Annotated in this window: 17 protein-coding genes and 1 pseudogene; 3 read left to right on the top strand and 15 right to left on the bottom strand. The window is 47.2% G+C overall.

Going from position 1 to position 14081, the window contains the following annotated elements:
- Window positions 1-76 precede the first annotated feature (76 nt).
- Window positions 77-337 (top strand): AbrB/MazE/SpoVT family DNA-binding domain-containing protein, encoded by a 261-nt coding sequence (locus VSQ30_RS12610; RefSeq protein ID WP_006861305.1) that lies wholly within the window; start codon window positions 77-79, stop codon window positions 335-337.
- Entirely contained in the window at window positions 334-603 is a 270-nt protein-coding gene (locus VSQ30_RS12605) for a type II toxin-antitoxin system RelE/ParE family toxin (RefSeq protein ID WP_289225872.1), read from the top strand. Before VSQ30_RS12610 ends, VSQ30_RS12605 begins: the two co-directional genes overlap by 4 nt.
- A 132-nt stretch (window positions 604-735) precedes the next feature.
- Here the strand turns inward: VSQ30_RS12605 and VSQ30_RS12600 are convergent, their stop codons facing one another.
- The 8 genes from VSQ30_RS12600 to VSQ30_RS12565 form a co-directional block, all read right to left on the bottom strand.
- Complete coding sequence (locus VSQ30_RS12600) at window positions 736-1149, bottom strand: dUTP diphosphatase (RefSeq protein ID WP_334464416.1); 414 nt, start codon at window positions 1147-1149, stop codon at window positions 736-738.
- Window positions 1146-1889, bottom strand: a complete 744-nt coding sequence (locus VSQ30_RS12595; protein WP_502876250.1) for an FAD-dependent thymidylate synthase — start codon at window positions 1887-1889, stop codon at window positions 1146-1148. Before VSQ30_RS12595 ends, VSQ30_RS12600 begins: the two co-directional genes overlap by 4 nt.
- Window positions 1890-1899: 10 nt before the next feature.
- On the bottom strand, window positions 1900-2187 hold the full coding sequence (locus VSQ30_RS12590; RefSeq protein ID WP_120484350.1) for a hypothetical protein: 288 nt from the start codon (window positions 2185-2187) through the stop codon (window positions 1900-1902).
- Between the two features lie 148 nt (window positions 2188-2335).
- Window positions 2336-2818, bottom strand: a complete 483-nt coding sequence (locus tag VSQ30_RS12585) for a hypothetical protein (RefSeq protein WP_334464415.1) — start codon at window positions 2816-2818, stop codon at window positions 2336-2338.
- A 71-nt stretch (window positions 2819-2889) separates the two neighbouring features.
- Window positions 2890-6546: a class B sortase gene (srtB, locus tag VSQ30_RS12580; RefSeq protein ID WP_334464414.1), complete on the bottom strand. Its 3657-nt coding sequence runs from the start codon at window positions 6544-6546 to the stop codon at window positions 2890-2892.
- The gene (locus VSQ30_RS12575; RefSeq protein ID WP_207900961.1) at window positions 6530-6928 is read right to left on the bottom strand and encodes a winged helix-turn-helix domain-containing protein; all 399 of its coding nucleotides are present in this window, start codon (window positions 6926-6928) and stop codon (window positions 6530-6532) included. Before VSQ30_RS12575 ends, srtB begins: the two co-directional genes overlap by 17 nt.
- 36 nt (window positions 6929-6964) lie before the next feature.
- Window positions 6965-7177, bottom strand: a complete 213-nt coding sequence (locus VSQ30_RS12570; protein WP_004056518.1) for a helix-turn-helix domain-containing protein — start codon at window positions 7175-7177, stop codon at window positions 6965-6967.
- Entirely contained in the window at window positions 7164-7607 is a 444-nt protein-coding gene (locus VSQ30_RS12565; RefSeq protein WP_004056520.1) for an RNA polymerase sigma factor, read from the bottom strand. Before VSQ30_RS12565 ends, VSQ30_RS12570 begins: the two co-directional genes overlap by 14 nt.
- 186 nt (window positions 7608-7793) lie before the next feature.
- Between VSQ30_RS12565 and VSQ30_RS12560 the strand changes: the two genes are divergently transcribed.
- The gene (locus VSQ30_RS12560; RefSeq protein WP_334461212.1) at window positions 7794-9101 is read left to right on the top strand and encodes an IS4 family transposase; all 1308 of its coding nucleotides are present in this window, start codon (window positions 7794-7796) and stop codon (window positions 9099-9101) included.
- Here the strand turns inward: VSQ30_RS12560 and VSQ30_RS12555 are convergent.
- The 7 genes and pseudogenes from VSQ30_RS12555 to VSQ30_RS12525 all read right to left on the bottom strand — a co-directional run bounded on the left by VSQ30_RS12555 (window position 9083) and on the right by VSQ30_RS12525 (window position 13866).
- Window positions 9083-9742 (bottom strand): HAD family hydrolase, encoded by a 660-nt coding sequence (locus VSQ30_RS12555; protein ID WP_334464413.1) that lies wholly within the window; start codon window positions 9740-9742, stop codon window positions 9083-9085. The two genes, VSQ30_RS12560 and VSQ30_RS12555, sit on opposite strands and share 19 nt — an antisense overlap.
- Entirely contained in the window at window positions 9732-10334 is a 603-nt protein-coding gene (locus tag VSQ30_RS12550) for a sugar O-acetyltransferase (RefSeq protein ID WP_016220908.1), read from the bottom strand. Before VSQ30_RS12550 ends, VSQ30_RS12555 begins: the two co-directional genes overlap by 11 nt.
- An 11-nt stretch (window positions 10335-10345) precedes the next feature.
- A complete protein-coding gene (locus VSQ30_RS12545; RefSeq protein ID WP_004056527.1) occupies window positions 10346-10945 on the bottom strand; it encodes an HDOD domain-containing protein in 600 nt (199 codons plus the stop codon).
- Between the two features lie 75 nt (window positions 10946-11020).
- Entirely contained in the window at window positions 11021-11359 is a 339-nt protein-coding gene (locus VSQ30_RS12540; protein ID WP_334464411.1) for a hypothetical protein, read from the bottom strand.
- Complete coding sequence (locus tag VSQ30_RS12535) at window positions 11349-12260, bottom strand: helix-turn-helix transcriptional regulator (RefSeq protein ID WP_004056530.1); 912 nt, start codon at window positions 12258-12260, stop codon at window positions 11349-11351. Before VSQ30_RS12535 ends, VSQ30_RS12540 begins: the two co-directional genes overlap by 11 nt.
- Before the next feature lie 366 nt (window positions 12261-12626).
- Window positions 12627-12755 (bottom strand): annotated as a pseudogene (locus VSQ30_RS12530) (Maff2 family mobile element protein); the annotation flags it as partial.
- A gap of 280 nt (window positions 12756-13035) precedes the next feature.
- Complete coding sequence (locus VSQ30_RS12525; RefSeq protein ID WP_334464409.1) at window positions 13036-13866, bottom strand: class I SAM-dependent methyltransferase; 831 nt, start codon at window positions 13864-13866, stop codon at window positions 13036-13038.
- Window positions 13867-14081 lie beyond the last annotated feature (215 nt).

The following is a 14081-nucleotide window of genomic DNA, read 5'->3' as shown; positions in this document are numbered from 1 at the left end:
CCCTCAAAGTGGATATACTATAAGTAAGAAAGTGAGAAATTCCTACTTTCAAACTCAAAACAAAGGAGATGATCGTATGCTGGCCGAATTGCGTCAAAAAGCCCAGGTCACAATTCCAAGAGAAATCATTGTCAAACTCGGTCTGTCCGAAGGCGATAAACTGGACATCTTCGAGAAGGACGGCTCCATCTGCATTATGCCGGTGGTTGTCTACCCCAAAAAATATTTAAGCGAGCTTAAAGAAGAAATCGGGGATGTAAAAGCAAAAATCGCATCCGGGGAGCAGCCTGTCTTTGACAGCGTGGACGCCCTGTTTGACAAATTGGAGGCGGAATGATGGCGTATGAGTTTACCTTTACGCCCCGTTTCCAAAAGCATTTTAAGGGCCTGACCGCACAGGAGAAGAAGCAGCTTAAAAACAAGCTGGAACTTCTGGCCGAAAATCCTTCCCACCCGTCGCTGCGCACCAAACGCATCCAGGGAACCACAGACCTTTTTGAGTGCAGCGTCAACATGGACATCCGCATTATCTGGTATTACGAAGGCGACAAAATGATTATCCTGGTGGACGTAGGGCATCACGACATATTAAAGCAGTTTTAAGCAGCAGGGCGGTACGCTATGACAGTGTACCGCCTTTTGCTGCCTTTCTTTTATTGTACCCTGCAATCCTCCCGATATGCCCAATCCCACTACCGGCGATAATTCCCGAATTACTCTCTAAAAGTCACTTTTTTATTTTCCTGTACTTCCAAATCCGCCTGTGCCGCGCTGTCCGCCAAGTTCGGTAACAAATTCTGCGATCACAACCGGGGTAATTACAAGCTGGCCCACGCGGGAGCCTTTGGAAAGTTCCTGTGTCTGATTGCTTACATTACTGATGATCGCATGAATCTCCCCACGGTAGCCGGAATCCACTGGCGGCAGCTCACAGACCAATCCCTTTACGGCCATGCTGGTACGCGGAAACACATAGCCCGCATAGCCGTCCGGCACCTCAATTCCAAACCCAAGAGGAACCTTTGCAATCTCGCCAGGCTGCAAAGTACAGTCATAGGGCATATATACATCCGCGCCGGCATCGTTCCCATGCGGACGGAATGGACGGCGGCTCTCCGGCACGCCAAAGTCAATCAGTTTGATCTTCATGCGCCGCCTCCTTCAAAAAGTGCCGGATAGTCCGCTTTCAGAAGCTCCTCCAGCGTCATATCCGCATCTATTTTTCTGCCGCAGGTCATTTTCCCCTCCAGGCATTTGTCCCGCTGGCAGAACGACCCTGTAAGACCGGGAGCAAACAGCGCCGGGCTCAATATATAAAGCTCCTGCCAGATTTTCAGGAGCACGATCCGGGTCTCGTCCGTATTGCGCCGGCATACCCGCTGGCCGATGATATGTTTCCATTGATAGGGTGTGGCGCTGATAATCAGCACATTCCGAAGCCCCTGGGGTGTGGCATATCCCGCCGCGTCATGGCCCACGCCGGCATTACATAACCGCTCATAGCAATCCATGCCTTCGTGACAGCTTTTTAAGTACAATTCCCGGACCGCAGCTGGGGCGGCCAGAATCTCATAGGGTACGGCAAAATCTGCCTGCCCTGCATAATTGCTGTACTGTAAGGACGCACTCATAAATTTCACCTCGTTCTGGTGTCTGGTGATCTGTGCCAGAAAGCGCCGGCTTGCTCCTACAACGGCAACGGTAATGACCGCAAATTTCTGTACCGTCGGGTGCGGGAGGCTCCCGATTACCGCCACGGTGTCCCCGCTGAACGATTTTTCATAAAGGGCCATCAGGTCGTCCATTGTGGCGATCCGGTGGCCCCTCTGGGTGAGCCGGGCGGCAAAGACCATGTTCTTCTCGGCCTCCTGTACCGCCTGGCAGTTCAATATTTTTACTTCAATCCTGTTGATTGGTATGTCCCTCCTTTACAATAGCCTTCAATAAGAACAGATAGTTGAGGCTGTCAGTGATCTTTTCATTCCATGTGCCTATACCGTAATCCGTATCACCGTCAAAGCACATGTCATACAGGGAGACGATATGCTTCGCCAGCATCCCGGCAAGGGCACGCTCCGGCGTGGTGTGCTGCAAAGCTGCCGCCGCCTTAAAAGCTCCCAGCCGGTCCGTATCGTCCCCAGTGTATTCTTTGGTTTTCTTTTGCAGAATGTCAGCGCAGAGCCGCACCTGCTCGTCAAATACGGCATTGACTTCCTGTTGTGTGATATGGCATCCCTCCTTTGAAAAATGGTTTGTCCCGAATACTGTATGGAATCCGGGACAGTTTTACTTGAAGCAGAACAAAATACGCATTATATCCCTTATCCGCTGCATTTCAGGCGCTCGGCAGATAAATCCAGTCGTGCATCAGGCACACGCTGGGTTCGTCCTCCCTGGGAACCAGGCGGTAGGTACATTCCCCGTACACGGTCCGCTTGTCCTCAATCTCCATGCCATACGCCTTATAGAAGCGGTATTCCAGGTTGGAAATGATACAGCGGAGCGTCTGCAGCGCCTCCCGCTGTGAGGTCACGATCAGATCCCGGTCAATGCTGCGCTTTAAGAATAGCAGGGATTTATAAAGCTGTACCTCTGTCCGGTAAGGGCGGCAGTCCATATATTCCAGCCAGCCGCTAAAAGCCACCGGCCCGCTCTGGATCACATCACGCTCCGGGTGATAATACTCGTAGCAGTCCAGGTTCGCCGTATTCAGAAGATAGAGCATTTCCCGGACCTCATTTTCCGGCATATCATAGAACCGCAGAAGGGAGCGGTACAGATGGACATAGCCGGGTATCGAAACAATGGCATTCACCATAGAAAAATCCTCCTTGTAAATAGCGGGTGCGGGAGCTTTTGCCCCCGCACCGGTTTCTTAAAAATATTCGGTTATTCCACTTCCAACAGTTTTCCCATGACGATGAAGCGGCTCGCGCCTCCGGGCGTACAGGTGGAAAGGGTCAGCACCTTGTCACTGGAAGTCACCGTAACATCGGTTTCAATGACAGACCGGCCCGCCATTTCAGAAAGCCATGTGGTGTAGGCGCCGTCATCCTTCCAATTAAGACGCCAGGGGGAAATGTCGCTGCCGGACTCGCTGGGTCTTGTCACAAATGCCGTAAAAATTTCCACGACATAGCCGCCGCCAGGGGTGACAAGGTACATCTGCGGGTGTCCGTCAAAATAGCTCTGTTCGTCATACTCATTCAGCGCAGCGAACATGGAGCCGTCCCGCATGTTGTGGCCGTAGATAATGGTATTGCGGTCCGAAAAATCCTCCTGATTCTCATAGTCTGCAAACAGGCAGCCCGCCTTGTTATAAGTGCCGTCATACAGATGGTGCAGATAATACTCGTTGTCGTCTGCCTGCGTCACCGGGTAGTTGATGGCCGTATCAGGGAGGGTAAGCCACCCGATGATGTCCGGCCCGGTTTCCCGGAGCGCATCAAAATCCACTGTGGGGAGGACCACAGAAGGGTCCTCCCCGGCAGGTTCCATTTCCGTATTATCGTCCTCCAGCGCTTCGGTCTGCTCCGGCAGCTCTACATGGGAAGCAATGTCCTCATAGGCTCCGGCGCTCTCTGAATACTGGCTAAGGTCGCATACCATCAGGAACCCGCTGCCAAGTGCCAGCAACCCACAGAGGGAAACCACCGCAATGCCAACAGCTTTTCTCTTTGGGGTATTTCTGCTGTACTTGCCCTTTTTGAAATAGACTGCGGCAAACAGCCCGCCGCCGATTACGGCCAGCGCCAGGAGCCCGCCATACAGAAAAATGAAATTGTCATCCCCGGTCTGCGGTACCGCTTTATCAGGATTAGACGGTGTGGACGGATTGGAAGGTGTTTTCGGATTATCCGGGTTATCCGGGGTAGTCGGTTTCTCCGGCTTTTCATTGAAGAACTGGACCGTCGCGGTTTCATCCGCCTTGATCTCCACGGTAGCAGCGTCGGGAATGATATAGTCCCTGCTTGCCCGGTTGGAGATTTCCGTTACGGTATAAATGCCGACACGCAGCCCTTTGACCTCAATCACGCCGGATTTGGGAGAAGTGAAAGTTTCACAGTAGGAGCCATCCGCATTCTTAACTTCAAAAGCAAAGCCATCCTTGCGCCCATCGCTGGAATCCTTCGTGATTTTCAGGTTTCCGCGGTACGCCTCATTGGTAAAGCCCCGTCCTGCCTCGCCGTTTTCCACAACCGCCACCTGGCCGTCCTCTGTGATGGCAAAGTAGTAGGCGTTCTCGTCAAGCTGGTAGCCCTCCGGCGCCTTGCTTTCCTTCACAAAGTAGCCCTTTGCCAGAAGGCCCTCCGCGGTGTGGTAGCCCGCATCCGATTCTTTCAGTGTGCCGATCTTCGTATCTTCGGAATCAAATTCCTTATTGCCGTTGGTGTCCTCATACAGCTCGAATACCGCGCCGGAGAGAAAACGCAGGAAGGTATTATTATCTTTGTCCTCCTTCTCCACAGAAGAAGGCTCGTCCACAGCTTCGGTTTTCATCACCTGCACGCTGCCGCGGATCAGGGTATTTTCCACTTTGATTTCAATGCGCTGGCCATCTACACCAATATAGATATGGTGCTGTTCGGGGCTTACCGTATAAAGTGCCGGAGAAGAAATTTCCTTTACGATCCAGTGGCCGTAAGGGATATTCTCAAAGGCAAAGCTGCCGTCCTCTCCGGTCGTAACAGTGATCAGGGCGTTTTCCTCGGTAAATTCCTCCGTATCCGGCCTGAATAATCCCATCAGTGCGCCGGCCAGTTTCACATCTTCGCCGCCCTCCGGGTTTTCACCGACTTTCACGCCGTCCGCACGCCCGCGCAGCAGGTCATTGGAAACCGCTTCGCCCTCATTGACAAGAATCTGCACCAGCGCCGCCTCCTGACCGGCATACTCAAAGACAACCGGATATTCGGTATCAGAGAGGATATAGGCGCTGTTTGTGGTGCGTTCCTTCACATAGTAGCTGCCAAAAGGCAGGTCGGAGGCAAAGAAAGCGTCATAGCCGCCCGCCTCATTTGCGGAAACAGAAACCACTTCCAAAAGCCCGCCAGCCGGGATCACGCTGCCGTCAAGGGCCGTCAGGTCTGCGGAAGCATACAGCCCGAAAGAAATATCTTTGTATTCCTCATTCATGCCAAGCCCAAAAAGGTCGTCTGTTTCCAGTGCTTTAGAAAGGCTTACATCCACCTTCTGGCGCTCGTCATAAAGACCGATGGTTGTCTGTGTCACTTCCACGGTCTCGCCTGCATAGGTAAGCTCGGTATATTCCGGCTGGGTATTTAAGACCATCCCCTCCGGTGCCTGGCGTTCCTCCAGACGGTAGCGTCCCAGGTAAAGAAGCCCGCTCTGGGCGGTGCCGTCCTCCCCGGTGGTAAGGGTTTCCACAACGGTGTCTTTTGCCGCCCTGAGCGTACCGTCGCCGGTATAAATATCTTCATCCGCGATCACGTCATAGACCGCGCCCGGCAGACCCATGACTTCATATACCGGCTGGTACAGCCCATCGTTCTCCTGGACGGAAGCGAATACCTCGCCGGTCTTGGTGATGGTAAGCTTCCCCTTCTGCGGCATATTGTACTGTGTAACCGTGACAACGGCCTCGCTGCCGTCAATGGTAAACGGTACCGGCTCGCTGGAAAGCACATAACCGTAGGGCGCCGCCACCTCGTAAAGTTCAAAATCCCCGGTGTGCAGAGGCTCTGGCAGCATCAGCCAGCCTTCATCCGATACATAGAAGGTATCAAGGGTTTCCGGGTTCGGATAGTAAATATCCTGAGTGACAAATTCCCCAGTAGACAAATCCTTGATCTGGAAGCCGGTACCCGTCATCGGGATAATATTGCCGGTCTCTACGTCGCATTTCTCCACTTTCAGCCGTGCCGTGATGGTACGGTTATTCAGGATATAGCTGTAAGTCTGGCCGTTGGAGGAAATAAAGACCGTAAAGTCCGGGATAAACGCCTTTCCTTCTTCGCCGACTACCTGGTGGACCGTATAACGGCCATAAGGCAGCATTTTAGAAGCTGCAAAACCATCATTATCCGTTGTCAGCAGGTCACGCTCACTTTCCTTTGCCGCGTCATAACTGCCTGCCGCTTTCAGGTAAACCTCAAAGACCGCACCGACCTCCGGGCGCTCAATGACGCCCTCATTGGGTTCGTCCGTATTTTCATCCCCGGACACATCCGGGTCCAGGTCGTCCGTATGCTTTACAAGCTGGATATTTCCGTAAATAACTGTTTCTGTCACCTGGTTCTCGGTGGTGTTCAGTTCCACTTCATACAGGGTCGGGGAAGCGCCCACCTCATAGACCGTATCGTTTAAGAGGTAGCCGGTGCTGGGATCAATCTCCCGGACAGTCCAGTTATCGCCGCAGACATAGTAGCGGGTCATAAAGCTGCCGTCCGGCCCGGTGGTGTAGGTGTCTACCAGCTCGCCATTGTTATAAATTCCGTAGGTTGCCCCGGCAACCTTTTCTTGATTTCCTGTCTTTGGCTGCCGCTGATGGGCGGCGGTTATTCTGTTATCATTCCCCGGAAGCAAACTTGTAGCCCACGCCTAAAACGGTCTTTATGTAAGTGGGCTTGCCACTGTCCGGCTCTATCTTTTTCCGTAGATTGCATATCACATTTGCCACATTTGACTGGCAGCTTTCGCTTTCCATGCTCCACACGGCTTCAAAGATTTGCGCCTTTGTGAATACCCTCCCCGGACTGGCGGCAAGGTAGCAAAGTGTGCCGTACTCTAAACGTGTGAGAGGAATGTCTGACCCGTCTTTCAGTACCCGGCGTTGGTGTAATCTGATTTCCAATCCCGGAAAAGTAAGTGCCGGGGAGTGGGGCGGCTGCATGGCTTCCAGCGGTATCATATCGGCAAGGGCGGCTATGGCTTTCTCAACCGCTTTTTCTTCGGTGTCGTTAAACATAAGCATAACTATTTTTGCGACAAATCTCACCTCCTGTTAGGTAGGCTGTCCGTCAAAGCGGAACTGGAACAGGGCAGCGATAAGCCGCCGTTTAATGTTGTCCTCGGTGTCCTTGTTGACCTGTCCGTTTTCAAGGGAAGCAAGCCGGATTCGCTTGCTGTAATGCCGTAAAACCTCGTCAATGGCTTCCGGCTCTCCGCTGGTTGCTCTGACAATAGTTTCATACGGTACAAGTTTAGGATTCCTCATGGAAAAGCACCTCCATTTCCTTATGCAGCATTTGCAAGGCACTGTGTATGTGATGCCACGCCGTACTCCGGCAGCGTCCGTATAGTTCCCCGATTTCCTGCTGTGTGTAACGTCCAAAAAAGTATAGGTAGATGATTTCCCTCTTTTTCTCCGGCAGAGAGGACAGAGCTTCGGCAAGATTTCCATTTGTGAGGATAACCCTCTGACCACATATCGTAACAGGGTATTGCTTGTAAGGGTCTATGAAATATGTGTCTGACGTACAAAATGGATAAAACTTTTCTTCTGTGAGGTATTCAAAAGATATTTCCCTTTGCCGCCGCTTGTCCCTGTCACGCCATGCGTTGATTGCTGCATAGTGTATAACAATTCTGCAAAAAGCGTTAAATGTGTATTCGATATGTTCTTTGTATGCTTCCGAAGAAGTCACTGGCAATTCCCCCTTTCCACCACAATAGGAACTGTTATTCAAGCTATAAAAGATAACAAGTCGGCCAATGCCATTAAGTTAAGCATTTTGTAAAAAGATAAAGAAACCGGCAAAAAGCCCTTGACAAAATGAGAAAAATATGCGGCGAAGCCCCTTGAAAAATAAAAACTTCAAGGGGCTTATAAAATGAAACAAACCGCAAAAAACTTACGAAAAAAGCTGCTGTCTCAGGTAAGGAAAATGGGAAAGAATCCCCAAATTTACGCCAGCCGGCCGGGACGGGATTTCACCCGCCGCAGGGCGCTGGATTTTGAAAATATCATTTTCTTCTTGCTCACCATGAGCTGTGAAAGCGTGGGCAAAAATCTCATGAAAGCTTTCCGTTTTCAAGAAAAAACACCTTCTGCCTCCGCCTTTGTGCAGCAGCGGAAAAAGCTTTTGCCTAAAGCCTTGGAGGACTTATTTCACAGCTTTTCAAATTCACTTACCCCCGAAAAGAAGTACCGGGGATATCGGCTGCTGGCAGTGGATGGAACGTCCTTGAAATCATCAGCATACCCTGCAGATTTGCTTTCTTATCTGCCCGGAACAGACCGCCAGCACGGTTGGAACAAGCACCTGATAAACGCTCTTTTTGACTTGGAAAACGGCATTTATACAGACTTAATTGTCCAAAAGGAACACGAGAAAAATGAAGGCAAAGCTCTGTGTGAAATGACAGACCGTTCGCGGATTTCAGAGCCGGTTATCCTTTTAGCTGACCGGAACTATGCGTCCCTGAACAACTTGGCGCATCTGGAAAACCGGGGATGGAAATATGTCATCCGCCTGAAGGAAAGGGATTCGGTTTTTGGTGTAAAACTTCCTTGTTTTCCCGAATTTGATATACCCGCAAGCCTCACTTTGGGGCGCCTCACAAAACGAAAACTGGAAACAAGAAATATCCCTGTTCCGGCAGATTATTATAAGCTTACAAGTCAGCGTGTTTTCGATTTCCTGCCTGTAGAAAGCGTTGGCTTTTACCGGCTTTCTTTCCGTATCGTACGCGTAAATTTCTGCAATGGAAAAACGGAAACCTTCCTGACAAATCTGAATAAAAATCAATTTCCGCCCGAAACTTTGAAAGCTCTTTACGCCAAACGCTGGGGCATCGAAACATCTTTCCGCAGCCTGAAATATTCAGTGGCGCTCATTCATCTCCACTCCAAAATTCCAGAACTTATTTTACAGGAGGTTTTTGCTGCTTTCCTGATTTTTAACTTTGCACAGGCAGCAGCCTGGAACGTGAAGCTTTCCTGCCACAACACAAAACAAAAACAGCGCCTCAATTTTTCCGACGCTGTCTTTGCCTGCTGTGCTTTCTTACGGAAACCTTTTCGAGAACTGGAAGGGTTGCTTTACAGGAAACGCTTTCCGGTAAGGCGGGGACGGGCTTTCCAGAGACCTGTTTCCTCGGGTAATCGGATTTCTTGGTTTTATCTTCCGGCACGATAGCGGGGCTCTTTGGGGGCGCTTAACTTAATGGCATTGAACAAGTCGGCAGGTCTTTCCAAAAAATAATCTGCCCGTATGTGCTTATTATGGCTACCCCATACTGCCAAAGCAAAATCAATTCCAGCATTTTCTGCACTTATACTGTCATATTTGCTATCTCCGATATAAAGCACTTTCCTATGTTCTGTTTTTGATAATTCCACATATTTCAAAAGCGGTGCGGCATTTGGTTTATGTTCCTGTGTATCGTCCGCACATATGATTGTTTTAAAATAATGGCTGATACCAAACTGGCAAAAATCATGTGTAAATTCTTCCCTTGTCTTTGAGGTGACAATTCCCATTTTATAATCCAGACTTAGAAGATTTTTCAATAGTCCGGTTATTCCGTCAAATACTTTAATAGTATCTGCATATTTACACATATTTTTATCCCATAATTCTGTCGCATAGGAAATGTCTTTTATCTCAAGTTTTTTCAAAGCGTCTATCCCGGTAATCCCTAACGCAAATTTTAGTTCAGAGCATGGTATCTCTCTCCCCGACAATGCCCTTATGGTTTCCTGTAAGGAATGTAAGACAGCATATTCCGTATCAATCAGAGTACCGTCAATGTCAAAAACGATATGCTTATATTTCATGTAGCCGCCTTTCTTTGTCTGTATCAAAATGACGTATCACCCTGCATGGATTCCCTACTGCAACACAATTAGCCGGGATAGGGCGGTTTACAACACTTCCAGCCCCTATTACGCTGTTTTCTCCTATGGTGACTCCTGGCAGAAGAATACAGCCGCCGCCAATCCAGACATTATTTTCTATCTCTATCGGACGTGCATAGGTTCTAAAAAATGTTGTCTGGCGTTCCCTCCAATCCGGCACAAGCCTTTCCATTGGCAAAACAGGGTGCGAAGATGTATAAATCTGCACATTTGAAGCAATCAAAACCCTGTCACCAATTCGGATAGTTTTGTTATCCACAAAGGTACAATTCATATTGATTATCACATCATTTCCCAAAAAAATATTTTTTCCATAATCACAATGAAAAGGTGTGTCGATTGCCACATTTTCCCCAATTCCCCCCAACAGCTTCCGAAGAATGGAAGTGCGTTTTTCCATATCTCCATAATCAGAGAAATAATATTCCCGTGTTAATTCCCTTGTGCGGGCAATCTGCTTTAATGTATCGCTGTCCGCAGTTTCTAAAAAATCGCTTGCTTCGTAATACACAATATCCCTCCCTAACGAAAACTGTTTTCCACAACGCCCGGAAGCAGAGTATAAACAGAGCAGCCAATCTGTTCTTCAAACAGTTCTTTAATCTCTAAAATTTTTTTCCACCTGTCTATTGTCGCCGGGTGGATGCCGTACCGTATTGTCACATCTACGAATCTCTTTTCCAAAAGGCAGAACCCCGTAGGCATAGCCAATGCGTCACATAGCTGTACCAGACGGTCATAATCATCATATACCGCATTTGCAACAAAATCTTTCATAAACAGGTAATCCTCATCACTGACATCAAACTCTCCGATAGAAGTATCAATATCCTGTATCATAAATGCGTGGGATATACATATCTGTGCAGCTTTTCCCCACCCACGCTCCATACAGTAACGATAGCCGTCTATCAAATGCCTTTCCGAACTCACTCCGGCATAACGTCCAATATCATGTAACAGCCCGAAAAGATACGCCTGTTCAGAAGATAAATCTTTACAGTGTGACGCAATATTTTTACAGGCTTTGGCTACATACCGGGAATGGTCTACCCATGCCCCCGGATTGGACTGCGCCGCTTCCGTTAATGTCATTTCCACGGTTTGAATGTTTAGTTCCATTTTAACTCCTTTCAAAAGGGCGGGGCTGGCAGATAAACCGTCCAGCCCCTTTATGATGAAATATTTACAGACAAATCAACAATCCCCGGCATAGTATGAAACAATGCTCATATAGTCCGTTGGATTAGGAATTTCTAAAACAAACCGCAGGCAGTTTTTGTTTTGGCGGTACTGCCGCCACAAACTGTCCTGTACCCTTTCTTCCCCATTGATATTTCGTTTTTTACCGTCCGGGCAGAGCATATTTACTTTGCCGGTACAGGCATTGACCGTATCTAAAAAATTTTTCATGTTCAGAATGTTCATTTTTACCACCTTGAACCCACCTCCTGTAAATTGCTGATTTACTTTACAGGTATCATTATAATTCAGGAAGTGCAGGAAAAATATTTCATTTCTGCCCTTATCTATCACTATTCTGCCATTTCTTCCGATATTCTGTTGGTGAACAATGTGCGTACTCCCGAAAAACTTTTCCAAAATAGCTGCTGCTCCCCAAACCGCAGTCATGGCTGATAACTGTAACAGGTTCCTGCCCCTTAGCCAACATCTGACAGGCGGCTTGCAGACGGTAAGCCTTTATATAGTCTACGGGGGTCATGTGCAGACAGTCATGGAACACTCTGTAACATTCCCTTTCGCTTAGATATGCTGCCGCTGCAAGCTCCGGGATAGAAATTTTCTCCTTATAATGCTCGTGAATGTATATCATCATCAACTTTATTTTATCGTTGCTCTTGTTCTGTTCTCCCGCCTTTTCACGCATAGGGCGGGATAGTTCAAAAATCATTAGCCATATTTCCGTTAGGATTTCCCGAAGTCTTATTTCATACCCAAATTCATCACCGGAAAAATGAAATGCTTTAAGAATAAGTTTCAAAATGTTTTCTTCTGCTGCATTGCCCGGAAAAAAAGGAATTAGTTCAATCTGCGGGGCAGTTATAACAGGGGCGATATACTTTTGCTCAATCCTGTTTCCCTGTTCTCCGGCAAGTAGGGAAACATCAAAAATATGAAGTAGTTGTATATTCTTTTCCCACTGTGATATTGCTTTTGTCATATGGAGTACGTTGGAATTTACCATGCCGCCGCTTCCGGCAGGAAACAATAGCTTTCCTCCCGGCGTATCATATTCAATGCTGCCGCTTTCCATGTAAAAAAGTTCCACCGTTTTATGCCAGTGCCACGGAACATAACGCCCTATATACTTGTCAAGTTCCGCTCTCGAAGCGATATAGGGAAAATCCTTTTCAAAATTGGGAAGCAATTCTTCCTTGCTTCCAGTATAAAATTCAATGCTGTGTATATTTTTCATGTCTATTCACCTGTATATCTGCGGTTTCGTCTGTTTTATTAAATATACTGGAATAGCTCTGTAATTGTCAATCAATATAGCGTGTTCTTTAACATCAAAAAAGAAGGAATGAGCGGGATTCCGTAGTAGTCGGCATTGTGGTAATGTGTATAACTGGCTATCTCATGGAATTGTGGGTAACTCTGTTTGCAGGACGTGGGAAAGCTGCACTTTAGCTTTTCCATGTGCTGTGAATAGAGTTATCCATGATTCCATAGCCTGTTATGCACATTTCCACAATGCTTGTCTTTTGGTCTTTGGTTCGGAATAGTGTGGTGCTGGCGGTCTATCTCTTGTTTTCGGTCGCTTGCTTCTTTACCGTACATGAGCATTTGCACCAGGGTTGTCATTGCCATAACCTTCCAGAAGGTTGATGACGCCCCATGCGCCGAGGCCGGCGCCCAGAGCAATAACCAGGATTTTCAGGGTATCAATCGCACTTGCAAAAAAAGCCATAAAGTTCCTCCTTTAATTTAAGAAATATTGTTTTTGTGTTGTGACCATATCAGGCCGGAAACGAAAAAAGCCCCTGTGCTTCAAGAACATTTACAAAAAGCACAGGGGCGGCAGAGTTCAGGATATACCTGAAAAAATATTCAGTTGTCAGGGAGGGGCACGAATCCTCAAAAGAACCTCCTTTCAGAGTGGTCAAAACTAAGTCCTAGCACTTTGACAGGCAGGGACAGTATTATGTGGTTTGAGCTTTCAAATTTCTGGCCATGACCGCATAATTAGATTATTTTTCTAAAAGTATTGCAATCGTGAAACTGTCTTTGTTATATGGACTGCCTGCTACATCACCAAAAATGCCGCATACCTTAAAGCCAGCTTCTTTTACCTCCTTAATCAATGTTTCTTTTGTAAAACATGTATTCCAAATGTAATAGGTATTTATTTCATTATCTGAAATAATAGATGTCTGCTCTAATGTCACATTATCGGGATATTTATATAATCCATTAAGTTCAAGGTAACTCCCCTCACGCCAAAAGCCGTTATGATTACAGAATTTCCATGTTTGACTTTCAGTGAAAGATTCATATTTTGCTGTTCCGAAAACGTCTAACAGAAATTTCCCACCGTATTTTAAGTGCTGATACACGTTTCTCATAATAATCTGCCTGTCAGATGTTGATAATGCTCCATAGTCACAATATATCATTGTTCCAAAATCAAAAACTTTTTTTAAATTCATTTGCAAATAATCTTGAAACAGATATGTAATACTTAATTCCTGCCGTAATGCAGATTCCAGTGCATAGTCTATTGACCTTTTTGAAAAATCAATGCCTGTTACCTGATAGCCCTCTTTTGTAAATCTTTCCGCATATATCCCTGGCCCACACCCAATATCAAGAAGTGTTGGATAGCAAATCGGGGCTACAAGCTCCTTCATCCATGCGACAGACCTTTCAATAAAATCCAATTTTCTGCTTGCACCCTCAAATTGGGGATCAAGGTGGGCTTTCAGCATTTGCTTTGAAATATACTCATCATTCCAAAAGGCACCCTCTGACTTTTTATAAAGGGGCGGTTTTTCTAAAGCCATACACATACTGTCTAACATAATTGTTTTCTCCTTTCTTGATGGGAAAAGAAAAAGCCGCAGATTTTACTCTACGACTTAACTTTCCAATGATGAAAACAGTTAAGAGTAAAATAAAATCAAATATAGGTATACAAAATAAACTGCCGAAACAGCTTGTTTTTACCTATTGAATTGATTCTATCTACTCTTTTCCAGTCATACCCATGCCACCGATTTTATGGCATCAAATATGC

Source organism: Acutalibacter sp. JLR.KK004 (genome assembly GCF_036941085.1).
In the GTDB taxonomy this organism is placed as follows: domain Bacteria; phylum Bacillota; class Clostridia; order Oscillospirales; family Acutalibacteraceae; genus Acutalibacter.
This window is presented reverse-complemented; position numbering and strand designations above follow the sequence as displayed.